The organism is Planobispora rosea, from assembly GCF_014648175.1.
GTDB classification, from domain to species: Bacteria; Actinomycetota; Actinomycetes; order Streptosporangiales; family Streptosporangiaceae; genus Planobispora; species Planobispora rosea.
In genome coordinates this window covers 116,198-139,094 of the sequence record NZ_BMQP01000006.1, presented here as the reverse complement: position 1 = coordinate 139,094, position 22,897 = coordinate 116,198, and the positions used below count along the sequence as shown (strand labels likewise).

General features: G+C 71.8%; 20 protein-coding genes. 6 read left to right on the top strand and 14 right to left on the bottom strand.

Annotated features, from left to right (window positions below):
* Positions 1-114: 114 nt before the first annotated feature.
* Positions 115-1,023 (bottom strand): 2-hydroxyacid dehydrogenase, encoded by a 909-nt coding sequence (locus IEZ08_RS08090; protein ID WP_189241938.1) that lies wholly within the window; start codon positions 1,021-1,023, stop codon positions 115-117.
* A gap of 52 nt (positions 1,024-1,075) precedes the next feature.
* Between IEZ08_RS08090 and IEZ08_RS08085 the strand changes: the two genes are divergently transcribed.
* Both IEZ08_RS08085 and IEZ08_RS08080 read left to right on the top strand, forming a co-directional pair.
* Positions 1,076-2,377 carry a PQQ-dependent sugar dehydrogenase gene (locus tag IEZ08_RS08085; protein ID WP_229802983.1) on the top strand — a complete coding sequence of 434 codons (1,302 nt, stop codon included), beginning with the start codon at positions 1,076-1,078 and terminating at the stop codon, positions 2,375-2,377.
* A 131-nt stretch (positions 2,378-2,508) separates the two neighbouring features.
* Positions 2,509-2,997, top strand: a complete 489-nt coding sequence (locus tag IEZ08_RS08080; protein WP_189241937.1) for a hypothetical protein — start codon at positions 2,509-2,511, stop codon at positions 2,995-2,997.
* A 96-nt stretch (positions 2,998-3,093) separates the two neighbouring features.
* Here IEZ08_RS08080 and IEZ08_RS08075 read toward each other — a convergent pair whose 3' ends face one another.
* The 5 genes from IEZ08_RS08075 to IEZ08_RS08055 all read right to left on the bottom strand — a co-directional run bounded on the left by IEZ08_RS08075 (position 3,094) and on the right by IEZ08_RS08055 (position 8,934).
* Positions 3,094-3,786 (bottom strand): hypothetical protein, encoded by a 693-nt coding sequence (locus IEZ08_RS08075; RefSeq protein WP_068926578.1) that lies wholly within the window; start codon positions 3,784-3,786, stop codon positions 3,094-3,096.
* Entirely contained in the window at positions 3,783-4,328 is a 546-nt protein-coding gene (locus IEZ08_RS08070; protein WP_068926580.1) for an RNA polymerase sigma factor, read from the bottom strand. The genes IEZ08_RS08075 and IEZ08_RS08070 overlap by 4 nt, the downstream gene beginning before the upstream one ends.
* A 128-nt stretch (positions 4,329-4,456) precedes the next feature.
* Positions 4,457-6,532: a VanW family protein gene (locus tag IEZ08_RS08065; protein ID WP_068926582.1), complete on the bottom strand. Its 2,076-nt coding sequence runs from the start codon at positions 6,530-6,532 to the stop codon at positions 4,457-4,459.
* An 87-nt stretch (positions 6,533-6,619) separates the two neighbouring features.
* The gene (locus IEZ08_RS08060) at positions 6,620-7,345 is read right to left on the bottom strand and encodes a response regulator (RefSeq protein WP_268249318.1); all 726 of its coding nucleotides are present in this window, start codon (positions 7,343-7,345) and stop codon (positions 6,620-6,622) included.
* Positions 7,342-8,934, bottom strand: a complete 1,593-nt coding sequence (locus tag IEZ08_RS08055; protein ID WP_203863354.1) for an ATP-binding protein — start codon at positions 8,932-8,934, stop codon at positions 7,342-7,344. The genes IEZ08_RS08060 and IEZ08_RS08055 overlap by 4 nt, the downstream gene beginning before the upstream one ends.
* A gap of 183 nt (positions 8,935-9,117) precedes the next feature.
* On the opposite strand from IEZ08_RS08055, the gene IEZ08_RS08050 reads away from it, so the two are divergent.
* Genes IEZ08_RS08050 through IEZ08_RS08040 form a run of 3 tightly spaced genes read left to right on the top strand, consistent with a single transcriptional unit; the run spans position 9,118 to position 12,134 of the window.
* A complete protein-coding gene (locus IEZ08_RS08050) occupies positions 9,118-10,089 on the top strand; it encodes a tripartite tricarboxylate transporter substrate binding protein (RefSeq protein WP_068929135.1) in 972 nt (323 codons plus the stop codon).
* Positions 10,089-10,634 (top strand): tripartite tricarboxylate transporter TctB family protein, encoded by a 546-nt coding sequence (locus IEZ08_RS08045; protein WP_189241936.1) that lies wholly within the window; start codon positions 10,089-10,091, stop codon positions 10,632-10,634. The genes IEZ08_RS08050 and IEZ08_RS08045 overlap by 1 nt, the downstream gene beginning before the upstream one ends.
* Positions 10,635-12,134 carry a tripartite tricarboxylate transporter permease gene (locus IEZ08_RS08040; protein ID WP_189241935.1) on the top strand — a complete coding sequence of 500 codons (1,500 nt, stop codon included), beginning with the start codon at positions 10,635-10,637 and terminating at the stop codon, positions 12,132-12,134.
* 48 nt (positions 12,135-12,182) lie between these two features.
* Here IEZ08_RS08040 and IEZ08_RS08035 read toward each other — a convergent pair whose 3' ends face one another.
* Entirely contained in the window at positions 12,183-12,836 is a 654-nt protein-coding gene (locus IEZ08_RS08035) for an MOSC domain-containing protein (protein WP_068926587.1), read from the bottom strand.
* Positions 12,837-13,031: 195 nt separating this feature from the next.
* Here IEZ08_RS08035 and IEZ08_RS08030 point away from each other — a divergent pair, with 195 nt between their 5' ends.
* A complete protein-coding gene (locus IEZ08_RS08030) occupies positions 13,032-13,604 on the top strand; it encodes a hypothetical protein (RefSeq protein ID WP_068926589.1) in 573 nt (190 codons plus the stop codon).
* Positions 13,605-13,766: 162 nt separating this feature from the next.
* Here the strand turns inward: IEZ08_RS08030 and gatB are convergent, their stop codons facing one another.
* The 7 genes from gatB to IEZ08_RS07995 all read right to left on the bottom strand — a co-directional run bounded on the left by gatB (position 13,767) and on the right by IEZ08_RS07995 (position 22,823).
* Positions 13,767-15,272, bottom strand: a complete 1,506-nt coding sequence (gene gatB / locus IEZ08_RS08025) for an Asp-tRNA(Asn)/Glu-tRNA(Gln) amidotransferase subunit GatB (RefSeq protein WP_068926591.1) — start codon at positions 15,270-15,272, stop codon at positions 13,767-13,769.
* Positions 15,273-15,356: 84 nt separating this feature from the next.
* Positions 15,357-15,941: a hypothetical protein gene (locus IEZ08_RS08020; RefSeq protein ID WP_068926593.1), complete on the bottom strand. Its 585-nt coding sequence runs from the start codon at positions 15,939-15,941 to the stop codon at positions 15,357-15,359.
* Positions 15,942-15,996: 55 nt separating this feature from the next.
* On the bottom strand, positions 15,997-17,085 hold the full coding sequence (locus IEZ08_RS08015; RefSeq protein ID WP_068926595.1) for an AAA family ATPase: 1,089 nt from the start codon (positions 17,083-17,085) through the stop codon (positions 15,997-15,999).
* Positions 17,086-17,125: 40 nt separating this feature from the next.
* Positions 17,126-18,616: an Asp-tRNA(Asn)/Glu-tRNA(Gln) amidotransferase subunit GatA gene (gene gatA / locus IEZ08_RS08010; protein ID WP_068926597.1), complete on the bottom strand. Its 1,491-nt coding sequence runs from the start codon at positions 18,614-18,616 to the stop codon at positions 17,126-17,128.
* A complete protein-coding gene (gatC, locus tag IEZ08_RS08005; RefSeq protein ID WP_068926599.1) occupies positions 18,613-18,912 on the bottom strand; it encodes an Asp-tRNA(Asn)/Glu-tRNA(Gln) amidotransferase subunit GatC in 300 nt (99 codons plus the stop codon). The genes gatA and gatC overlap by 4 nt, the downstream gene beginning before the upstream one ends.
* A gap of 326 nt (positions 18,913-19,238) precedes the next feature.
* Entirely contained in the window at positions 19,239-20,675 is a 1,437-nt protein-coding gene (locus tag IEZ08_RS08000; protein ID WP_189241934.1) for an AAA family ATPase, read from the bottom strand.
* A 51-nt stretch (positions 20,676-20,726) separates the two neighbouring features.
* A complete protein-coding gene (locus tag IEZ08_RS07995) occupies positions 20,727-22,823 on the bottom strand; it encodes a putative bifunctional diguanylate cyclase/phosphodiesterase (protein WP_068926603.1) in 2,097 nt (698 codons plus the stop codon).
* Between the last annotated feature and the right edge of the window lie 74 nt (positions 22,824-22,897).

The following is a 22,897-nucleotide window of genomic DNA, read 5'->3' as shown; positions in this document are numbered from 1 at the left end:
TCGTCACCGTTCTGATAACCATCCAAGCGATCGGGATCGCAGGAGGCCAACGATACGCACCGAAGGTCACGGAGCAGCCACGGTCCGGATTCCTTTCCCGGTCGGCTTGCTGAGTCAATATGACCCTGTAATCACGTTTTTCAGGGGTTCACCTGCGAGATAACGCAGCAGCTGGGACCGGAGCAGCCGCAGCGCGCGCCGGCCCGAGGCCGGGGTGCTGCCCGCGACGTGCGGGGTGATGAACACCCCCGGAGCCGTCCACAGCGGGTGGTCCCGGGGCAGCGGCTCCGGATCGGTCACGTCGAGCGCCGCCGTCAGCCGGCCCTTCTCCAGCTCGGCCAGGAGCGCGCCGGTGTCCACCACCCCGCCCCGCGCGGCGTTCACCAGCAGCGCGCCGTCCTTCATCGCGGCCAGGAAGTCCGCGTCGGCCAGGCCGGCCGTGTCAGGTGTCGCCGGGACCAGCAGCACCACCACGTCCGCCCGGGGCAGCAGCTCCGGCAGCTCGTCCTGGCCGTGCACGTCCCCCCGCGCGGTCCTGGCCACCCGGATGATCTCCACCTCGAACCCGGACAGCCGCCGCTCCAGCGCCTCGCCGATCGAGCCGTACCCCACGATCATCACGGTCGAGTCGGCCAGCACCCCGGTGTGGTGGTAGGTCCACTCCCCGCGTTCTTGCGCCCGGGCGAACCCGGGGAACTCCCGCAGCGCCGCGATCATCGCTCCCACCGCCCACTCGGCCGTACCCGCGTCGTGCACCCCCCGCGCGTTGCACAGCGTGACGCCCTCCGGCAGGTACGGCCGGTACGGCTCCACGCCCGCCGTGACGGTCTGCACCAGCTTCAGCCTGCCCATCCGGGCCAGCAGCCCCGGGATGTCCGGCACCGGCATCAGCGGCGGGATCCAGACCTCGGCCTCCTCCACCCCCTCGGGGACCGGCCCGGTGCCGTCGTAGACGACGCACTCCACCTCGGGCAGATCGCACAGGACATCGGCGGCGGCTTTGGAGGGGACCCAGATCTTCATGACCCGATTATCCAGGGGAACGTTTCGGAACCTCCCGCAGTCCCCATCGGGTATGGATGAAGTGACGGACGAGGGGAGAGAGGTCTCCATCATGCTCACCACGCCGACCTCCGCCACGAAGGACGCCGCCGGGAAGGACGCCGCAGGGAAGGACGGCGCGGGGAAGGACGGCCGGCCGCTCCTGCCCGGCAGGCGGCCGGGCGCCGGCGGGCACGCCCTCCGGCGGCGCCGCCCCGGCCGCCCCGGCCGCCCCGGCCACTCCCGCCAGTCGGCCCCGGGCGTCGCCGTCGCCGTCGTCGCCGCGGTGCTGGCGGCCGGCTGTTCGTCGCCCTCCGCCGAACGGGTCGGCACGGCCCGTACACCCGCCCCGGCGTCCTCCCCCTCCCAGGCCCCGCCGACCGGCGAGCCCCGCGTCCTGGCGAAGAACCTCGCCGTCCCCTGGGGCATCGCGTTCCTGCCCGGCGGCGACGCCCTGGTGACCGAGCGCGACACCGCCCGGCTCCTCCGGGTCACCCCGGCGGGCGAGGTCTCCGAGGTCGCGAAGATCGATGAGGCGCGTCCCGACGGTGAGGGCGGCCTGATGGGCGTGGCCGTCTCCCCCCGCTTCACCGAGGACGGCTCCGTCTTCCTCTACTACACCGCCGCCGACGACAACCGGATCGTGCGCTACCGCTACGACCGCACCCTGACCGACGCCACGGTCATCCTCGACGGCATCCCCAAGGGTTTCATCCACAACGGCGGCGGCCTGGCCTTCGGCCCCGACGGACACCTGTACGCCACGACCGGCGAGGTCGGCGACCGCCGGCTCTCCCAGTCCCGCGACTCCCTCGCCGGCAAGATCCTCCGAATGACCGCCGACGGCGCCCCCGCCCCCGGCAACCCCTTCCGGAACGTGATCTGGAGCTACGGCCACCGCAACGTCCAGGGTCTGGCCTGGGACCCGTCCGGCCGTCTGTACGCCAGCGAGTTCGGATCCAGCGCGTTCGACGAGGTCAACCTGATCGAGAAGGGCGGCAACTACGGCTGGCCCGAGGTCGAGGGCGTCGGCGACGACTCCCGCTTCATCGATCCGATCGTCACCTGGAGCACCTCCGAGGCCTCCCCGTCCGGCATGGCCTACGCCGGCGGCTCCCTGTGGGTCGCCGCCCTCCGCGGTCAGAGGCTCTGGCGCGTCCCGCTCGCCCCGGACGGCGCGGCCGGCGAGGCCGCCTCCCTGTTCGACGGCCGGTACGGCCGTCTCCGCGCGGTCGCCGCCGCTCCCGACGGTTCCCTGTGGCTCGGAACCAGCAACAAGGACGGCCGCGGCTCCCCCGAATCCGACGACGACCGCGTCTTCACCCTCACCCCCTGACACACAGGTCGCGCCGGTGCGGCGAGCGCTTCGGCGGAGACACGACTCGATGCCTTCACGTGAAACCGGAACTCCTCGTCCTTTCCGCACGTTGGCCTGCTCGCACCGGTCCGTCGGACATCTGGGGGAATGTGACACTCAAGCTGCGCTCGCTCGCCTCCGCCCTGACCGCTGTCCTCCTCGCCGGAGGATGCTCCTTCACCGTGGAGAGCGGCCCTCCCGCAGAGCGCGCCAGCCGTTCCCCCGCACCGGAGCGGCTCGCCGGAGAGGGTTCCGACGCCTCGTTCAGGCCCGTGGAGGACCGCTTCGAGATCTGCGTACGCGAGGGCGCACCGGTCCGGGTCTCCGATGCGAGGTGCGAGGACGAGGATCGCGGCTTCGCCTGGTACTACGTCAGATTCAGCAAGCGTGTCCCCGCGGTGGGCGCGAAGGCCTCCGGAGGCTCCTTCTTCGAGCCCGACGGAGACACCTACCGCGCCGAGAAGCGGGGCGGGTCCGGAGCGGACACCGCCCTTCGCACCGGCACCGGCGCCGGAGACGATGACTCCTCGTTCCGGAACAGGTCCGGCTGCGGATCCCGCTGCGGCGGCCATACCCGCACCGGGTCCGGCCGCCGCTGACGTCCGGGACGGGAGGCGGCCCGGCGCAAGCACGCCGTACGAACGGTCCCGGCCCGGCGACCGCTGCTCGGGAAGGTCGCCGGGCCGGTCGAGGGCTCAGCCGCTGTGGGAGTTCAGGCTGGGCGCCTCGTCCTTGCCGGTGCCGTCGGTGTCGAACTTCTCGGTGGTGACGGGCCCGGTCGGCTCGGGTCCGGCGGGCTGCGGAGCGTCGGGTTCCGGCAGCGGGACCGCCGTGCAAGGCTCGACCTCGCCCTCGACCACCCGCAGCGACGTCGCGGTCGGCGGCTGGTCCGGGCGGGCGTGGTCGAAGGAGACCCTCAGGACCAGCGTCTCACCGGCCGTGATCTGCCCCGGCTTGAGCTGGAAGGAGATTCCCCCGCCGTCACTGCCGATCTTCGATTCCATCGGTTCGCCCGCACGGCCGTCCTGAGAACGCCCGTTCCGGGGCTCCTCACAGGTCTGGTCCCCGGGCAGATACTCCACCTGAGCCTTGATCCCCTCCTCGGCGAGCTTGGTCTCCAGCTCCCCGGGATCGCGGAACTCCTTGATCCGCACATCGACCGACCCGTCCGCGGTCCTGGTCACCGCGAAGGCCGGGGAGCTGACCCCGCTGAACAGCGTGACCGCCACCGTGGCAGCCGCCGCGACCCCCGTCAGCGCGGCGGCCAGTCCCACGGCGCGGCGCCTCGACCCCCGCCGCAGCGGTGTCGCGGCCACCATGCCCTCTCGGGCGGTCCTGGCGACGTCCTCCTTGAGCGCGCTGAGCAGGCGCTCCTCGAAATTGCTCATGCCTGTCCCCTCACGTATACGGCCTGCGGCGAAACGACGTCTCCAAGAGCGCGTCTGGCGCGGTGCAGCCGGACCCGTGCGGTCACCTGCCTGATCCCCAGGGCTTCGGCCGCCTCCGCGACGGTGAGCTGATCGACCGCCACGAGCTCCAGCACGGCCCGCTCCCCCTCGGGGAGTTCCCGCATGGCCTCCAGAGCGCCCCGCATCTGACGCTCGGCGTCGATCCGCTCCTCCATCCGGCCGAGGTCGTCGTCGTCCATCAGCCTCCGGCCGGAGATCCGGCTGGTCACCCGCACCTCGCGGATCGCCTTCCGCTGCTGGGCCGCCATGACGTTGCGCGCGACGCCGTACAGCCATGCGATCTCGCTGCCCCTGCCGGGACGGTAGGTGTGTGCCGAGTCCATGGCCGCCAGGAACACGTCAGCGGTCAGGTCGGCCGCCAGATGAGGGTCACTCACCCGCCGGACGACGAACCGCATGACGGCGTCGACGTGGCGGCGGTAGAAGGCCTCTAAGGCCGCGGGGTCTTCGTTGAGGCGCACCGGCCTCGCTCCCTTCGTCGTTCGCCCTTACACCCCTACTTGGGCCGGGCGCCGCGAAGCGTTTCCGGCAGCCGGGCGCTGCGAACGAATCAGCGAAGGATCACGTCAGTGAAGGGTCACGGCGGCCCCTACTCGTCTCCGGTGCCCTCCGGGACGCACTTGAGGTCGAGTTCGGGCTTGTAGACGGTCGTCTTCGTCTCCCGCTTGATCTCCTTGCCGTCCTTCTTGAAGATCCGCGTCACGTCGATCGTGAACCCCGGCTGGCCGGTCATGGGGATGCAGTCGGGGCCGCTGTCCGTCTTCCGCTCGAACTGGGTGATGTTGTAGCGGTCGGACGAGACGGACTCGATCTCGTAGCGCTTGGTGCTCCAGAAGGAGACCGTGACCGAGGTGCTCGTCGAGGAGGTCTTCACGAGCACGCCGTACGGGGAGTCGTTCTTCCAGCGGAAGTCCGGCTGGGGCCAGGAGACCGTGGACTCGCGGCCCGCCGGGTAGCGGGAGATGTAGAACTCGTGCGCCATGTGCTGGACGTCTTCGAGGCCGCCGAAGAACACCGCGTTGTACATCGTCGTGACGAACTGGGAGATGCCTCCGCCCACCGAGGGCACCAGACGGCCGCCCTGGATCATGGGGGCCTCGACGAAGCCGCGGGCCCTGTCGCGCTGGCCGACCACGCCGTTGAGCGAGAAGGTCTCGCCGGGCTTGACCAGGTGGCCGTCCAGGAGCTTGGCGATCGTCCGGATGTTGGTCACCCGGGGCGCGCAGCACGGGTACATCGTGGTGAACTCGCTGATCTTCTCCTTGACGCCGAGTTCGCGCATCTCGGCCAGGGAGGTCCGCGGTCTGACGGTCGTGAGGCTGACCGGGATCGTACGGCTGCCGCCCTCGGTGACCAGCTCGGCCACGTCCTCGGCGAGCTCCTTGTCGTCCACGCCCTTGCCCTTGCGGCCGGGGACCAGCTTCGGCTTGTCGCCGACGATCTGGAACGTGGGCTCGCGGGGGGCCTGGGCCGGGTCGACGAGGTCCTTCTCGACGGCGGCGATGGCGTGCTCGGCGTCGAACACCGGGCGCATGCCGCCGGAGCCGTCGGGCTTGAAGGTCAGATGGGCGGCGATGGTCTCGACCGGGAGCTGCGTCCGCCTGCCCTCGTGGGTCAGGGTGATCGGGCCGGACAGGGCCTTGCGCGCCGACGCGGCGGTCTCCGCGACCGCCTCGGCCGTCACCTTGGGCTTGATCACCGTGATCGGCAGCTCGACCGGGTCCCCGGAGCCGAGGAACGCCTTCTCGATGGCCGCCGCCGCGGCTTCCCGCTCCAGTTCGCGGCCGTCCTGGGGCTTGACGACCACGGGCTTGACGCCTTCGAAGGCGACCTCTCCCTCGACCACCTTCCTGTCGATCTTCTTGGCGAGGTTCTGGACGGTGTCCTGCATGCTCTCGGGGTCGGCGGAGACCTTCGGGGGCAGGGTGGTGGTGCCGGTGAGGGCACGCCAGACCTCCCCCGGGCCGGGGAAGTCGCTGGGGGCCTGGCCGATGGTGGCCACGATGTCGAGTTCGAGGCCGGCCTGGACGGGGTCCAGCTTGTAGCGCTTGCCGAGGGCCTCCACCGTCATCGGCCCGCGCGCCTTGGCGGCCAGCCGTTCCCTGAGCCGGTCGGCCGCCTCGGTCGCGGTCAGCCCGCCGATGTCGATGTCCTGGACCCGCGTGCCGGGAAGGATCTTGCCGGACATGAGGACCGCGGGGACCGCGTAGGCCAGCGCCGCGAGCACCGCGAGGAGCGCGGTGACGACGAGGAGCCTGCGGCCCCTGCGGCGGCGCGGGCGCCGCTCCTCGGAGCCGAGGTCCGGGGGCGGGCCGCCGGGTCCCGGCGCGGAGTCGGTCTGCGGCGGTCTCGGCAGGAACGGCTCGGCCGGCGGGGCGGCCATCCGCCAGGGCTGGGGCGGGGGCGCCGCGGGGGGCAGGGCGGGTCCGGGTCCTCCCGGAACGGGAGGGGCGGGCGGCCCCGAGGGCCGGTCGAAGCCGGGGGCGGCGAAGATGTCGGGCGAGACACCCGGAGGAAGCCGCGGCCTGCCGTCCGGAACGTCGCCGGCCGGGTTCCGCGGATCGTCGGCTCCGGCGGCGGCTCCCGGCCGGACCGGGCGCGAGGGCAGGGGGACCGCGGCGAACGGATCCGTCGGGGGGTCGATGGACCTTCCGGCGTTCCGCACGGTTTCCGTCTCCTCCTGCTTCGAGAGCTCTGTCCTCGGCAACCATAAACCACGACGAGGCAAGACGCCGTTAAAGGGCCAACAAATTCAGCCCGTCCAGCGGTAACGGTGCTCGGGTCTCCCGGCGGTGCCGTACCTCGGCCGGAGCTGCGTCTGGCCCACGGCGCACAGGTGCTCCAGATAGCGCCGGGCGCTGACCCGGGACAGGCCGGTGATCGTCGCCACCTCGGCCGCCGAAAGGTCGGTGTCCGTCTCTCTCAGGGCGTCCGCGACGAGGGCGCAGGTGGTGGCGGACAGCCCCTTGGGCAGAGGCGGCGGGCCGTCCCCGGTGCCGAACAACCGGTCCACCTCGTCCTGGCGGGCCTCGGGGCCGATGGTGGCCAGCTGCCTGCGGGTGTCGGCATACCGCTCCAGGCGCTCGGTGAGCGCCCTGGCCGTGAACGGCTTGATCAGGTAGTTGACCGCGCCGCCGCGCATCGCCGCGCGGACCGTGGCCATGTCGCGGGCGGCGGTGATGACCATCACGTCGGCGGGGTGGGACACGCCCCTCAGCGTCCCGAGCACGTCGAGGCCGGACATGTCCGGCAGGTAGATGTCGAGCAGCACCAGGTCGGGCCGGTGCTGCGCCACCGCCGCCACCGCCGCCCTGCCGGTGTGCACGGCGCCGACGACCGTGAACCCGGGGACCCGCGCCACGTACCCGCTGTGGATCTTGGCGACCATGAAGTCGTCGTCGACCACGAGCACTTTGATCGGCGCCCCGCGTCGCGGCTCGGACGCCGCCGAGGCCCGGGGCCTTCCCTCGTCGTTCACGGGATCTCCTCTCGCTCCCGGTGCGGGAGCAGGGCGGTGAACACGGCGCCGCCGGCGTTGTGCACGCGGACCCAGCCGCCGCGCCGCAGGCACGCCTGGCGGGTCAGGGCCAGGCCGAGGCCGCGGGGCCCGGAGTTGGCGACCTTGGTGGTGAAGCCCTGGCGGAACACCTCCTCGGCCAGGCCGGGGCTGATCCCGGGACCGGAGTCGCCGACGCGGACGTGCAGCCCGTCCTTCTCCGCGCGGACCGAGACCTCCACCGTCCCCCCAGTATCCTCCAGGGCGTCCAGGGCGTTGGCCACCAGGTTCCCGACGACCAGCACGGCGTCCTGCGGGTCGCCGAGCGCGCCGTCCTCCACCCGGCAGTCGTCGGCGAGCACCAGGGACGCGCCGCGCTCGGCCGCCTCGGCGGACTTGGCCAGCAGCAGCGCGGCCAGGGTCGGGTCGGCGATCCTCTCCCGGACACCGGCCGAGTGGTCGCCGTAGTCCTCGGTGGTCTGGGTGATGTAGCTGATCGCGGTCTCGTACTCGCCGAGTTCCAGCAGGCCGACCACGGTGTGCATGCGGTTGGCGAACTCGTGGGCCTGCGCGCGCAGCGCGTCCGTCGTGCTGCTGGCCTGGTCGAGGTCGCGCGCCAGCCGTACCAGCTCGGTCCGGTCGCGCAGGGTGACCACCCAGCCGCTGCGCTGCTCGCGTACGGCCACCGGCATGCGGTTGAGCACCAGCACCCGGTCGTGGTGGAGGACGACCCGGTCGTCGCCCGGGTCGTCCCCGGCCAGCACGTCCCTCATCCGGTCCGACAGCGGCATCTCCGCGATGCTCCGGCCGACGTCGCGGCCGGACAGGCCGAGCAGTTCCCGGGCCGCGTCGTTGAGCAGCGTCACCCGGCCCTGCAGGTCGAGGGCGAGCACTCCCTCCTTCACGCCGTGCAGCACGCCTTCGCGCTGTTCGAGCAGGGCGGCGATCTCACGGGGTTCGAGGCCGAAGGTCTGCCGGCGGACCCGCCGGGAGATCAGCGCGGCGCCCGCGGATCCGGCGACGAGCACCGCCAGCACGGTCCAGAGCAGCGGCGGCAGGGCGGCGTCGAGCTGGCCCGCGACGGTCTCCTCCAGGACGCCGACCGAGACCAGGCCGATGACGCCGCCCGCGGCGTCCCGGATCGGGGCCTTGCCGCGCACGGAGCGGCCGAGGGTGCCGGTCTGGGTGCCGGTCCAGGCCCGGCCGGTGGTGAGGATCTCCGAGGCGTCGGTGGAGAGCCGCTTGCCGATCAGCGCCGGGTTGGGGTGGGCATAGCGGATCTGGTCCCGGTTGGCGATCACCACGTAGTCGGCGCCGGTGGCGGCCTGCACGCCCGTCGCGATCGGCTGCAGCACCCGCTCCGGCCGGGGGTGCGCGAAGGCCTCCCGGACCCGGGGCAGCCCGGCCACGGACTCGGCGATGGCCAGGGCCCGCTGCTGGTGCTGCCGGTCGAGCTGGTCGCGGGTGTGCTCCACCCAGACGCCCGCCGTACTGCCCACCGCGAGCAGCACAATGATCATCTGCAGCGCGAACAGCTGGGTGCCGAGGGAGGCGTTGAGGATGCGTCGCACGGGTAAACCCCCTGGTCAGAGGACTCATGAAAGCACCCGGAGGTAACGGCGGGGTTGCGGGGGGCGGGGTGCCGCCGTGACCAATACGACCGATACGACGGCAAGCACGCAAAGCATCGACACCGTGACCCGCACCGCTCAGCATCCTCACCACGCTGTTTCCTTCATTGTTGGGAGATGACCATGCGTCTTCGGAGAATCGCCGCGCTGGCGGTCCTGTCCCTGGCCGCCCTCACCGCCTGCGGTTCGGGGTCGGGCTCGGGTTCCGGCGCCACCGCGTTGAAAATCATGGCTCCGGCCGCGCCCGGCGGCGGCTGGGACCAGACCTCCCGTACGGCCGAGCAGGCCTTCAAGTCCGTGGACCCGTCCCGCAAGGTCGAGGTCTACAACGTCCCCGGGGCGGGCGGCACCATCGGCCTGGCCCAGCTCGCGGGCGAGAAGGGCAACGGGAACCTGCTGATGACCATGGGCCTGGTCATGGTGGGCGCGGTGGAGCAGAACAAGTCGCAGGTCACGCTGGCCGAGACCACGCCCATCGCGAAGCTGACCGAGGAGTACGAGATCGTCGTGGTCCCGGCGGAGTCGCCGTACAAGACGCTGGCCGAGCTGGTCACGGCGTGGAAGGCCGACCCGGCGAAGATCGCGATCGCGGGCGGTTCGGCCGGCGGCACCGACCACATCGTGGCGGGGCTGATGGCCAAGGCCGCCGGGATCGATCCCAAGCAGGTCAACTACGTCGCGCACTCCGGCGGCGGCGAGGCGCTGAACGCTCTGCTGGGCAACAAGGTCGCGATGGGCATCTCCGGTGTCGGCGAGTTCGCCGAGCACGTGAAGTCCGGCAAGCTGCGCGCCCTCGGCGTGTCCTCCCCGGAGCGGCTGGCCAATGTGGACGCGCCCACGCTGAAGGAGGCCGGATTGGACGTCGAGCTGGCCAACTGGCGCGGTTTCGTCGCGCCCGGCGGGCTGGACGAGGCGGCGAAGAAGAACCTGACCGACGCGGTCACCAAGATGCACGACTCGCAGGCGTGGAAGGACGCGGTGGCCAAGAACGGCTGGACCGACGTCTTCCAGACCGGCCAGCCGTTCGCCGACTTCCTGGCCGCCGAGCAGACCAAGGTCAAGGCGATCATCGCGGAAATGGGCCTCGTCTCCTGATGTCCGATCACAGAGAACCGGAGGCGGGCCGCGGTCCCGGGACGCCGGAGAGCGCCGGCGGATGGGGGTGGCGGCGGCCGGAGCTGGTGATGGCCCTGGTCGTGCTGGGGCTGGGCGTGTTCGTGATCGCGGGCACGGCGGACGTCACCGCCGCGGGTTCCGCGCTCGGGCTCGGGCCCCGCTTCTTCCCCGTGCTGGTCGGCTCCGCGCTGCTGCTGATCGGGGCCTTCTACGTGCTGGACGTGGTCCGGGGCGGGCACGGCGACCCGGAGGAGAGCGAGGACGTCGACTCCGGCGCCCGGCCGGACTGGAAGACGGTGGCGCTGCTCAGCGTGATCTTCCTCGCCTTCGCCGGGCTCGTCGACCTGCTCGGCTGGATCATCGCGGGCGCGCTGCTGTTCTTCGGCCTGGCGGTGACGCTCGGCGCCGAGCACCGGCTGCGCGCCGGCGCCATCGCGATCGTCCTGTCCACCCTGTCGTACCTGGCCTTCGTCAAGGGCCTGGGCGTGACGCTGCCGGCCGGGCTGCTCTCGGGGGTGATCTAGGTGGAGTCGCTGCAGCTGCTGCTCGACGGGTTCGCCACCGCGCTCACCCCGGTCAACCTGCTCTACGCGCTGGTCGGGGTCACCCTGGGCACGCTGGTGGGCGTACTGCCCGGCATCGGCCCGGCCATGACCGTGGCCCTGCTGCTGCCGGTCACCTTCAGCGTCCCCCCGGCCAGCGCGTTCATCATGTTCGCGGGGATCTACTACGGCGGCATGTACGGCGGGTCCACCACGTCGATCCTGCTCAACACGCCCGGTGAGAGCTCCTCGATGATCACCGCGCTGGAGGGCAACAAGATGGCCCGGCGCGGCCGGGCCGCCCAGGCGCTGGCCACGGCGGCGATCGGGTCGTTCGTGGCGGGCACGATCGCCACGGGCCTGCTGGTCGTGGCGGCGCCCGCGGTCGTGGACTTCGCGATCTCCTTCGGCCCGGAGGACTACTTCGCGCTGGCGGTGCTGGCGTTCACCGCGGTCTCGTCGGTGATGTCCCGCTCGGTGGTGCGCGGCCTGGCCTCGCTGGGCTTCGGCCTGGTCATCGGCCTGGTCGGGATCGACGAGCAGACCGGGCAGGCGCGACTGACCCTGGGCATCCCCCAGCTGCTCGGCGGCATCGAGGTGGTGGTCGTCGCGGTCGGTCTGTTCGCGCTGGGCGAGGCGCTGTACGTCGCCTCCCGGCTGCGGCACGGCGAGCCCGAGATCATCCCGGTGGGCCGGGCGTTCCTGGGCCGTTCCGACTGGTCCCGGTCCTGGCGGCCGTGGCTGCGCGGGACCGCGCTGGGTTTCCCGTTCGGCGCGCTGCCCGGCGGCGGGGCGGAGATCCCGACGTTCCTGTCCTACTCGATCGAGCAGCGCCTGGCCCGGGGGGTCGCCCGCGAGGAGTACGGCAAGGGCGCGATCGAGGGCGTCGCCGGCCCCGAGGCGGCCAACAACGCCTCGGCCGCCGGCACCCTCGTCCCGCTGCTCGCCCTGGGCCTGCCGACCTCGGCGACGGCCGCGATCCTGCTGGCGGCCTTCCAGCAGTACGGCCTGCAGCCCGGCCCGCAGCTCTTCGACCACAACCCGGCCCTGGTCTGGGGCATGATCGCCTCACTGTTCCTGGGCAACGCCATGCTGCTGGTGCTCAACCTGCCGCTGGCCCCGGTCTGGGCGAAGGTGCTGCACGTCCCCCGGCCCTACCTGTACGCCGGGATCGTGCTGTTCGCCGCGCTCGGCGTCTACGCCCTGAACGCCTCCTGGATCGACCTGGTCGTGCTCTACGTCCTGGGCCTGCTCGGTTTCGCGATGCGCCGCTTCGGCCTGCCGATCGCCCCCGCGGTGATCGGCATGATCCTGGGCCCGATGGCGGAGATCCAGCTCCGCCGGGCCCTGGCGATCGGCGCGGGCGACGCCACGACCCTGGTGCGGAGTCCGATCGCGGTGGCCTTCCTGGGGTTGGCGGCGCTGGCGCTGCTCGCCCCGCTGGTCAGGAGGCCGGCCTCCCGCCGGACCCGGAGCAGGTGATCCCCAGGGTCGCCCGGGCCCGGAGCGGGTGACCCCGAGTGCCGCCCGTCACCCGCCCGTCACCCGCCTGCGGACCGACTCCATGTCCTCCTCCGGCAGTGCGTCGGCGACCAGCAGCCGCGGCAGCAGGTCCGGCTCGCGGGTCAGCGCGCGGAAGGTGAGTGCGACGGTCACGTCGTGATCGGGCCGGTGCACGACCTCGACCGGGTCCCCGCCGCGGATCTCCCCCGGCTCGATCACCCGCAGGTACGGGCCCGGCAGCACCGCCCCGGTGAAACGTTTGATCCACCCCTCGGTCTCCAGCCAGCCCTGGAACGTCCCGCAGGGGATCCGCGGGCACGACACCTCCAGGATCACGTCGGGCCCGACGCGCCAGCGTTCGCCGATCAGGGCGGCGTTGACGTCGACGCCGGAGGTCGTGAGGTTCTCCCCGAAGGCGCCGTTCGGGAGCGGCCTGCCCAGTTCCCCCTCCCACATGTCGAGGTCCTCCCGGGCGTAGGCGTAGACGGCCTGGTGGGATCCGCCGTGGTGCTTGACGTCGTAGACGCGGTCCCCCGCCAGGCCGACCGCGCCGGTGCCCTTGGGGCCGGGGTCGCGGACGGCGACCGGGCCCTCGACGGGGCGCTTGTCGATGCCCGTCGTGCCGAGGTTCTTCCAGGGGTTGGGCCGGGGCCTGCCGACGTTGACGGAGAGCAGCTTCATACGGGTGACGGTACGGCCCCGCCCCGGCCCGGAGCGACCCGTTTCCCGGCCGTTCCGGATGCGGCGACGGCGGCGGCGGCCCGGACGTCTACCGACATCGCCCGTGAGCGAGGAGGTAATTGGACGTGTTTCTCGTGCGCCGAGTGCGATGTACTCCTCGCGGGTCAGGGGGCCCACGACTCTCAAGGAGAACACATGAATCTCAGCATTTCGCGCAGGAACGGCGTCCGCGCCCTCGCCACGGGGGCACTGCTGGTCATCTCGGCGGCGACCGCCGCCGCACCCGCACAGGCGCAGGCGCAGATGTTCACCAACGTGACGGCGATCAGCGGGAAGCTGTCCGTCAACGCCGGCGACGTCGGCGACAACATCACCATCAACGTGGACGGCAACAGCCTGGTGGTGCGGAACTTCAACGACACCATCACGGCGGGCAGCTTCACCTGCACCAACGTGGACGTCAGGACCGTCCGGTGCGACAGCGCGGGGATCACCAGCATCCTGGTGAACTCGAAGGGCGGCGCCGACACGGTGGCCAACAACACCGGGCTGCAGTCCCGGGTGTTCCTCGGCCCCGGCGTCGACGTCTTCACCGGCGGCTCGGCCCGGGACTTCGTCAACGGCGACGGGAGCAGCGACCGGATCCTGGGCAGGGGCGGCAGCGACATCATCATCGGTGACGCCGGTGCCTCCGACCTGGCCGACGGCGGCACGGGCACGGACTTCTGCAACGCCGAGACGGAGACCTCCTGCGAGGGTGACGCCTAGGCGACCCGGCCGGGCCTCACCCCGCCCGGCGGCCCGGCGGCCCGTGCGCGATCGCGCTGCCCCCGGCAGTTGAAAGCACGCAGTATCGGAAAAACGCGGGCCCACCGGTCGGACGACCGGTGGGCCCGCGGTGCACGCCGTTCCGGGGACGATCGCGGAGGGCTACTCGGAGACGCCGAGCTTCTCCAGGATCAGCTCCCGTGCCCGGCCCGCGTCGGCCTTGCCGCGGCTGGCCTTCATGACGCCGCCGACCAGAGCGCCGACCGCGGCGACCTTGCCGTTGCGGACCTTGTCGACCGCGTCGGCGTTGTCGGCCAGCACCTGGTCGATGATCGCCGAGAGCTCGCCCTCGTCGTTGACGATCTGCAGGCCACGGGCCGAGACCACCTCGTCCGGGGAACCCTCACCGTTCAGCACGCCCTCCAGCACCTGGCGGGCCAGCTTGTCGTTGAGCGCGCCGCCGGCGACCATCGCGCACACCCGGGCGATCTGGTCGGGGGTGATCGCCAGAGCGCTCAGCGGGACGCCCGCCTCGTTGGCCCGGCGGGCCAGCTCGCCCATCCACCACTTCCGCGCGTCGGCGGGCGGCGCACCGGCGGAGACCGTCGCCTCGACCAGGTCGACGGCGTCGGCGTTGTGCATGGCCTCCATGTCCAGGTCGGACACACCCCACTCCTGCTGGAGCCGCTTGCGCTTCAGGCGCGGCAGCTCCGGCAGGGCGGTCTTGAGCGAGGCCACCCATGCGAAGTCCGGCGCGATCGGCACCAGGTCGGGCTCGGGGAAGTAACGGTAGTCCTGCGCCTCCTCCTTGGACCGGCCCGAGGTGGTGGAGCCGGTGTCCTCGTGGAAGTGGCGGGTCTCCTGGATGATCCGGCCGCCCCCGGCCAGGATCGCGGCCTGGCGCTCGATCTCGCTGCGGACCGCCCGCTCGACGCTGCGCAGCGAGTTGACGTTCTTGGTCTCGGTACGGGTGCCCCACTCGGAGGAGCCGCGCGGCATGAGCGAGACGTTGACGTCGCACCGCATGGAGCCCTCCTCCATGCGCACATCGGAGACGCCCAGGGTGCGCATGACCTCGCGCAGCTCGGTGGCGTAGGCGCGGGCGACCTCGGGGGCGAGCCGGTCGGTGCCCGTGATCGGCTTGGTGACGATCTCCACCAGCGGGATGCCCGCGCGGTTGTAGTCCACGATCGAGTAGTCGGCGCCGTGGATCCGGCCGGTGGCACCGCCCATGTGGGTGGACTTGCCGGTGTCCTCCTCCAGGTGGACCCGCTCGATCTCGACCCTGATGGTCCTGCCGTCCACCTCGACGTCGAGGTAGCCGTCGAAGCAGAGCGGCTCGTCGTACTGGCTGATCTGGTAGTTCTTCGGCATGTCCGGATAGAAGTAGTTCTTCCGGGCGAAGCGGCACCACTCAGCGATCGAGCAGTTCAGCGCCAGGCCGATCCGGATGGTCGACTCGATCGCGGTGGCGTTGGCCACCGGCAGCGAGCCGGGCAGCGCCAGGCAGACCGGGCAGACCTGGGTGTTCGGCGGGGCGCCGAAGGCGGTCGGGCAGCCGCAGAACATCTTCGAGGCCGTACCCAGCTCGATGTGCGTCTCCAGGCCCAGCACCGGCTCGAAGCGCTCCAGCGCCTCGTCGTACGGCATGAGCGTGCCTGTGCTCATATGTCGTTCACCGCTCCTCGTTCGCTGCGCGGAGCGCTCGTGCCTCGCGCGCCGCTTCGCTCATTGCGTCGGGTTCTCTCCCGCTCACAGGTAACCAAGTCCTTTCAGTGCGTTCCTCGTCTCGGCGACCCAGCCCGCGTAGCCGGGGACCTGGGCCAGTACGGCGAGGTCGATGGTGCGTCCGATGTAGTGGAAGTAGTCGCCGGCCGACCTCCCCCGCCGGGGGACGGTCGCGGCCAGGGCCTCCCGGGGGTCGGTGATCCTCTCGACGTCGCCGGGCCGGGCGGGCAGGCGGGCCGGGTCGCTGCCGGTCAGCCCGGCCCAGACCGCCGGGTCGGCGAGCGGCCAGCCCTCGGTGTCGCCCAGGCCGACCACCGGCACCAGGTAGTGCGAGTGGTAGCGGAGCCCGTCGTTCCTGCCCCGCTCGCGGCCGCCGCGCCGGGCGAAGATCAGGTGGCAGTCCGCCGCGAGCTCCTCCAGCGCCGCGACCACGTGGGCGCGATCGCACACGACCACCCTCGTGGCCTCGACGTCCACCGCGTGCGGAGACTCCCCCACCAGCTCGCGGAGCTGACGGTAGATCACCACGTCGAGGAAGCCCTGGTCGGTGGGGCGCTCCGCGACGAGACCCGGGACCAGAGGACGGCTGACGACCCGCATGCCGCTCACGGAGCCTCCTCCGCCGGCCGCGTCCGCGACGCCGACGCGCCCGTGGCCCGCCCGCTCACGCCGCCGCCCCGAGGTACTCGCGGATCTGCCGGGGCGAGACGAACGTGCCCGGCTCGCCGTCCGCCTGCACGGGCTTGGCCACCGTCACCCGCGAGACCCGGCCGCTGCCGGGATCGACGCGCGTCACGGCGTCCAGGAAGGTCAGGGCGTCCGGAGCGGTCCGGTAGAGCTCGGCGACCACCACCGGCGAGTGGCTGGTCAGGATCACCTGTCGGTACGGCTCCGCGCCGCCGGGCTCGGCGACCCGCTGCCGGACCCGGCGCAGCAGCTCGCGCAGGCGGGCGGGGTGCACACCGCGCTCGATCTCCTCCACCAGCAGGGTGACCGGGTGGTCCGGGTCGTGCAGCGCGGTCAGGAGCCCGAGCACCCGCAGGGTCCCGTCCGACAACAACGCGGCCGGGACCGCGCCCTGACCGTCCATGACCAGGTCGAAGGAGGACGTCCCCCGCTCGGTCCTGGGCACGATCGCGACGGCGTCGGGGACCAGCGCGGCGAGGTCGGCCGCCAGGTCGGCCAGCGCCGCCGTACCCGCCATCCGGCCCAGCACCGCCGCGAGGTTCGCGCCGTCGGCGGCGAGCGGGCCCCGGTCGTCCGGGGAGCACCGGCCGCGCATGGCCTGCGGCACGGGGGCGTGGCGCCGCCAGGAGGCGACCGTACGGCCGGGCGTGGTCTCCGGGTCCGGGTCGGCCACGATGAGCCGGAGCAGATCCTCCGGGAGCCCCCGTACGGCGTGGCTGACGACGGGACCCGTGGAGCGCGGGATCCGCAGCACCATCTCCGCCCCGGTGTCGAACCGGACCGGGAGCAGCGCGCCCGGCTCGGGGGCGACCAGGGACTCCACCGCGACGGTGAAGGCGGGGACGGGCTCCCCCGCGGCGACCCGGTGGAACTGCTCGTGCGGGGCTCCCCGGCACGCGCCGAGCAGCCCGCCTGGACCGCCGACCTCGTCGGCGACGAAGGCGAGGGCGTCGAACAGGTTGGACTTGCCGCCGGCCGCGGGGCCGGCCAGCGTGAGGAACGGCGGCACGTCGAGCTCGAAGTCCAGGAATGACTTGAACCCGTCGATCTCGATCCGAGTGATCACGCCGCCGTTCTTCCTCTCCGCCCCGCCGTGCCCGCCGGTCCTACAGCTCCGGCGCCCTGGACAGCAGGCTGCCGCCCCAGCGGTCGTTCAGCGCCCGCTCCACGGCGGCGCCGACCCGGTAGCAGCGGTCGTCGCCGAGCACCGGCGCCATGATCTGCAGGCCGACCGGGAGCCCGTCCTCGTCGGCCAGGCCGCACGGCACCGAGATGGCCGCGTTGCCCGCGAGGTTGGTCGGGATCGTGCACAGGTCGGCGAGGTACATCGCCATGGGGTCGTCGGCGCGCTCGCCGATCGGGAACGCGGTGGTCGGCGTGGTGGGCGAGATGAGCACGTCCACCTGGTGGAAGGCCGCCTCGAAGTCCCGGGCGATGAGCGTGCGGACCTTCTGCGCCTGGCCGTAGTAGGCGTCGTAGTAGCCGCTGGACAGCGCGTAGGTGCCCAGGATGATGCGCCGCTTGACCTCGGGGCCGAAGCCGGCGGCGCGGGTCAGCGCCATGACCTCCTCGGCCGAGCGGGTGCCGTCGTCGCCGACGCGCAGGCCGTACCGCATCGCGTCGAAACGGGCCAGGTTGGACGAGCACTCCGACGGGGCGATCAGGTAGTAGGCCGGCAGCGCCGTGGTGAACGACGGGCAGGAGACCTCGATCACCTTCGCGCCCAGCGACTCCAGCAGCTCCACGGTCTCCCGGAAGCGGGCCAGCACGCCCGCCTGGTAGCCCTCTCCGCCGAACTCCTTGACCACTCCGATGCGCAGCCCGTCGACGTCGCCCTCCTTCGCCGCCTCGACGACCCGCGGCACCGCGGCGTCGATGGAGGTGGAGTCCATCGGGTCGTGGCCGGAGAACGCCTCGTGCAGCAGCGCCGCGTCCATCACGTTCCGGGCGAAGGGGCCCGGCGTGTCCAGCGAGCTGGCGAAGGCGATCAGTCCGTAGCGGGAGGAACCGCCGTAGGTCGGCTTCATGCCGACGATGCCGGTGACCGCGGCGGGCTGCCTGATCGAGCCGCCGGTGTCGGTCCCGGTGGACAGCGGCGCCTCGTAGGCCGCGACCGCGGCGGACGAGCCGCCGGAGGAGCCGCCCGGGATCCGGGACAGGTCCCACGGGTTGCGGGTGACGCCGTAGGCGGAGTTCTCGGTGGAGGAGCCCATCGCGAACTCGTCGAGGTTGGTCTTGCCGAGGATCACCAGCCCGGCCTCGCGCAGGCGGCGGGTCACGGTCGCGTCGTACGGCGGCCGCCAGCCCTCCAGGATCTTCGACCCGGCCGTGGTCGGCATGTCCGTGGTGGTGAAGACGTCCTTGTGGGCGATCGGCACGCCGGCGAGCGGGCCGAGCTGCTCGCCGGCGGCCCGGCGCTCGTCGACCCGGCGGGCCTGGGCGAGCGCCGCATCGGCGTCGACGTGCAGGAAGGCGTTGACCTTCGGCTCGACGGCGGCGATCCGGTCGAGGTGCGCCTGGGCGACCTCGACGGCCGACACCTCGCCACCCGCGATCAGCGCGCCGAGCTCGGCGGCGCTCTTGTGGATCAGGCTCATGCCTCCTCCCCGAGGATGCGCGGGACCCGGAAGCGGTCCTCCTCGACGGCCGGGGCGCCGGACAGCGCCTTCTCCGGCGTGAGGCCGGGCCGTACCTCGTCGGGACGGTAGACGTTGGTGAGCGGGAGCGCGTGCGAGGAGGGCGGGATGTCGTCGGCCGCCACCTCGGCGACGCGGGCGACCGCACCGATGATCACATCGAGCTGGGCGGCGAAGTGGTCGAGCTCCTCATCGGACAGCGCCAGCCTGGACAGCCGGGCGAGGTGCGCGACCTCGTCGCGGGTTATGGCGGACATGAGTCGTTGAACCCGTTTCGTGGAGTGGCAATTGGACAACTGTCATCCTAGGGCGCATGGCCCCGCAGGCCCGACTTCATTACCCCGTGGCTCCCACGGCGCCCCCGCCGTCACCCGCTCACATCCAGCCGCCGCATGCCACCGGAGACCGCCGTCCCGCCGGGCCCGTCCAGGACGGCCTCCGGTGCTCTCCCATGCGAAAGCGAGGAGTGCGCTTCGTCGAAGTACACTCCTACTGTCGCTGGAGACAGTATCGGCCGCGATACTGCCTCCAGCGATACCGTTCATAATTCTTTGTGGGAGCGTTCGGGCTGGGCCCGGGAAGGTCAGGAGTACAGCTCCGGAAGCCCGATCATCCGGACGTCGTCCTCGGGGTGGAACGCGGGGTCGAATCCCGCGCCGCTGTAGCAGGCGAGCACGGTCTCCCGGGTGTCGTACCCCTTCTCGGCGAGCAGGTCCCTGGCTCGGCGCAACCGCTCGACATGCCGCGCGCCCATGACGTCCCCCCATTTGACCTCGCCGATCGACATCACCCTCCGGGGCTCCCCGGGAACCGCGGGAGCGAACACCGCGACGTCCACCTGGATCTGGGTACGGTATGCGTGATCGGTGAGGGCACCTGCGCCGACCTCCCCTGGCAGGCCTCCGAAGACCGGCTCGACGAGTGCGAACCGCCTGCACAGTTCCTCGAAGTGAGGCCCCATGATCTGGGAGTGGAAGCGTGGCCTGGCGTCCGTCCAGACGGCCGCCGCCCGCCCGCTCTCCAGCAATCCCCACTGCGGACGCATGATCACCTGATAGAAGCTGATCAGGGGTTCGGCCACCCGGTACACAGACCGCCCCGCGCGGAAGACATCGGGCTCGCGCCGGAGCAGGCAGTTGTCCTCAAGGACGTTGAGGTGGTGTCCGATGTCAGCGGCCTTGCGCCCGATGTAACTCGCGATCCCCCCGCGTGTGTTGTCGCCCGCGGCCACCGCCGCCAGCACCGAGTGATAGAGCGCGCTGTCCCGGATATCCGTTTCCTCCTCCAGGAGGTACCGGGCCTCACGGAACAGGGGGGTGCCAGGGTCCAGCACCGTACGCAGCACCCACTCGTCGAAGTCGTCCATCGATTCGGGGATGTCCCCGTTGAGGAAACGGAGATAGGCCGGAGTGCCTCCGACCACCGCGTGGACCCGGGCGGCCAGAGCCGGATCGCCGATCTTCCAGTAGCCGGCGGCGAGCGGATAGTCGAAGGGCTTCACCACCAGTTCGAGGGTGGCCCGCCCGCGCAGCGGCGCACTTCCCGCGAGGAGTCCCCCCATGACCGACATCGCGGAACCGCAGAGCAGGAGGGCGAGCCGCCCGCCTTGTGAGATCGCCCGATCGACCTCTCGCTGGATGATGGAGGGAAGAGCCGGTGAGACCTTGCTGAGGTAGGGGAACTCGTCGATGACGATCGGCCGCCCGATGTCGCCAGCCACCGTGAACAGGTGCCTGATGGCCTCGTCCCAGTCGGCGAACCTCAGCCGCACAGGTGATTTCGCGTAGTCCTGGAGCGCGGCCGAGAAGAGGCGCAGAGACTCCGCCTCGGTCGCCTGGGTCGCCCCGAAATAGAACCCGCCGGTCTCACTGGCCAGAGCCTCCAGGAGGAAGGTCTTACCCTGCCGCCGACGGCCGCTGACCACTCCGAGCTGAACGGTGTCCCTGCCTCGCTCCACGAAAGCGGACAGATGCCGCCACTCAAACTCCCGATCGAAGATCCTGTCCGGCTTGGTGAGCATCGTGACCTCAGGATGTAGGAACGTACTTCGACGAAGTGTACTCCTACATTCTCAGGCGGTCTGGGGGTCGAGGACCTCGGCGGGCTCCACGTCGAAGTGCGGCTTCACCGGGACGCGCCGCTGGTCGCGGTGCTTGCGGAGCCACTCCGTGGCGTCCGCCGCGGACATCGGCTCGGCCAGCCACCAGCCCTGCCCGAGGTCGCATCCCATATCGGCCAGGCGCTTGGCCACCTCCGCCGACTCGACGCCCTCGGCGACCGAGCGCAGGCCCAGCGAGCGGACCAGGTCGACGATGGAGCGGACGATCCGCTCGTCGTCCTTGGACTCGCAGATCCGGCCCACGAACGAGGCATCGATCTTGACCTCGGAGACCGGCAGCCGCTGCAGGCGGACCAGCGAGGAGTAGCCGGTGCCGAAGTCGTCCAGCGCGAGCTGCACGCCCAGCGCGGCCAGCGCCCGTACGGCGTCGGCCGTGTAGGCCTGGTCGGTCATCAGGATGCGCTCGGTGACCTCCAGCTGGATCGCCTTCGGCGGCAGCCGGTAACGGGCCAGGCCCGCCTCCAGCCGGTCCGGGAGCGCGGAGTCGAGCAGGTCGCGGGCCGAGACGTTGACGGAGATCTGCTCGTGCAGGCCGGCGTGCCACCAGTGGGCGGCCTGCTCCAGCGCCGCGTCGATGACGTACTCGGTGAGCTGGCGCATCAGGTAGGACTGCTCGGCCAGCGGGATGAACTCCTCCGGGCGGACCGGCCCCCGGATCGGGTGACGCCACCGCAGCAGCGCCTCCACCCCGCGCACCTCCCCGACGGCCAGGTCGAGTTTGGGCTGGTAGTGCAGTCGCAGCTCGGACCGGTCGATGGCCCTGCGCAGGTCGCCGAGGAGGTTGAGCCGCTCGGGACTGTTGCGGTCCTTGTCGGCGAGATAGAGCTCGACGCCGGTCCGGCCCTCCTTCGCCAGGTACATCGCCACGTCGGAGCGCTGCAGCAGCAGTTCGAAGTCCGGCGCGTGGTCGGGGTAGAGCGCGATGCCGACCGAGGCGTCCAGGTCGAAGGTCATGCCCTCCAGCCGGACCGGCTCGGTGAGCGCCACCCGGAGCCGGGCGGCCACCTCCCGGGCCGCGGCGGCGTCCCGGACCGACGGGAGCAGCACCGCGAACTCGTCACCGCCGAGCCGGGCGACCACGTCGCCGGGCCGTACGCTGTGGGTGAGCCGGTGCGCCACCATCTGCAGCAGCCGGTCGCCGACCGGGTGTCCCAGGGTGTCGTTGACCTCCTTGAACCGGTCCAGGTCCAGCAGGAGCAGGCCGACCCGCTCGCCCTCACGCGTACGCGCCTCGGCCAGGGCCTCCTCGGTCCGGAGCACGAGCATCTTGCGGTTGGGCAGCCCGGTGAGCCCGTCGTGCATCGCCTGGTGGTCCCGGCGGACCGACAGGGTGGCGGTGAAGTAGACCGCGGCCAGCGGCGCGACGAAGAGCGGGACCAGCGGCGGGGAGTAGTTCATGACGACCACGACCAGCGGGGCCAGCCCGAGCAGGCCGGCATAGACCAGGCTCTGGTGCCCGATCGTGGTCCTGAGCACCCGGTGGATCGACCGGCGCTCGTGCAGGGCGACCGCGCCGGAGACCAGCAGTGCCCGGGCCACGAAGTAGGCGAGTCCCGCCAGACCGATCGCGAGCATGTCGACGCCCGTGGGTGTCCGGGCGGCCAGCGAGGCCGGCTGGTGGCCGAACACGCCCAGCACCACCCCGGCCGCCGCGTAGGCCAGCGTCACCTGGGCGACGTTGAACAGGATCCGGTGCGGCGCCCGGCGGGTGACGGCTCCGTTGACGAGAAGGGCGACCGTCTGCATCAGCACGGCGACCGGCAGCCCGTAGTGGAGGAGCGCGGCGAAGGTGAACATCGTGGACGGGTAGGTCCCGCCCACCGCCGTCGACGACGAGAGCATCACCGGCCGGAGCTCGCCCAGCACGACCAGGGTGGCGAGTATCCAGAACAGCTGGGAGCCGGCCAGACTGGCCAGCTCCGCCGGGCTGGTCAACCACAGCGCCGCCGCGAGGACCGTGAGCCCGACGACGGTGACGATCGTCAGGTAGGTCCACAGCGGCGAGCCGGGGCGGGGCCCGATGTCGCGGGTATCGGTTGGGTCAGCCATGAGTAACAAAACCCCCATTAGTTCACTATGGGAGACTACGGCCTACGGACCACTTCGCGAAACCGATTGGGCAC

Excerpts from the sequence above, each read along its gene's own strand:
- gatB (WP_068926591.1), bottom strand. The coding sequence starts at position 15,272 with ATGAGCACAGGCACGCTCATGCCGTACGACGAGGCGCTGGAGCGCTTC.
- IEZ08_RS08030 (WP_068926589.1), top strand. The coding sequence starts at position 13,032 with ATGAATCTCAGCATTTCGCGCAGGAACGGCGTCCGCGCCCTCGCCACG.
- IEZ08_RS07995 (WP_068926603.1), bottom strand. The coding sequence starts at position 22,823 with ATGGCTGACCCAACCGATACCCGCGACATCGGGCCCCGCCCCGGCTCG.
- IEZ08_RS08050 (WP_068929135.1), top strand. The coding sequence starts at position 9,118 with ATGCGTCTTCGGAGAATCGCCGCGCTGGCGGTCCTGTCCCTGGCCGCC.
- IEZ08_RS08090 (WP_189241938.1), bottom strand. The coding sequence starts at position 1,023 with ATGAAGATCTGGGTCCCCTCCAAAGCCGCCGCCGATGTCCTGTGCGAT.
- gatC (WP_068926599.1), bottom strand. The coding sequence starts at position 18,912 with ATGTCCGCCATAACCCGCGACGAGGTCGCGCACCTCGCCCGGCTGTCC.
- gatA (WP_068926597.1), bottom strand. The coding sequence starts at position 18,616 with ATGAGCCTGATCCACAAGAGCGCCGCCGAGCTCGGCGCGCTGATCGCG.
- IEZ08_RS08045 (WP_189241936.1), top strand. The coding sequence starts at position 10,089 with ATGTCCGATCACAGAGAACCGGAGGCGGGCCGCGGTCCCGGGACGCCG.
- IEZ08_RS08085 (WP_229802983.1), top strand. The coding sequence starts at position 1,076 with ATGGATGAAGTGACGGACGAGGGGAGAGAGGTCTCCATCATGCTCACC.
- IEZ08_RS08035 (WP_068926587.1), bottom strand. The coding sequence starts at position 12,836 with ATGAAGCTGCTCTCCGTCAACGTCGGCAGGCCCCGGCCCAACCCCTGG.
- IEZ08_RS08075 (WP_068926578.1), bottom strand. The coding sequence starts at position 3,786 with ATGAGCAATTTCGAGGAGCGCCTGCTCAGCGCGCTCAAGGAGGACGTC.
- IEZ08_RS08000 (WP_189241934.1), bottom strand. The coding sequence starts at position 20,675 with ATGCTCACCAAGCCGGACAGGATCTTCGATCGGGAGTTTGAGTGGCGG.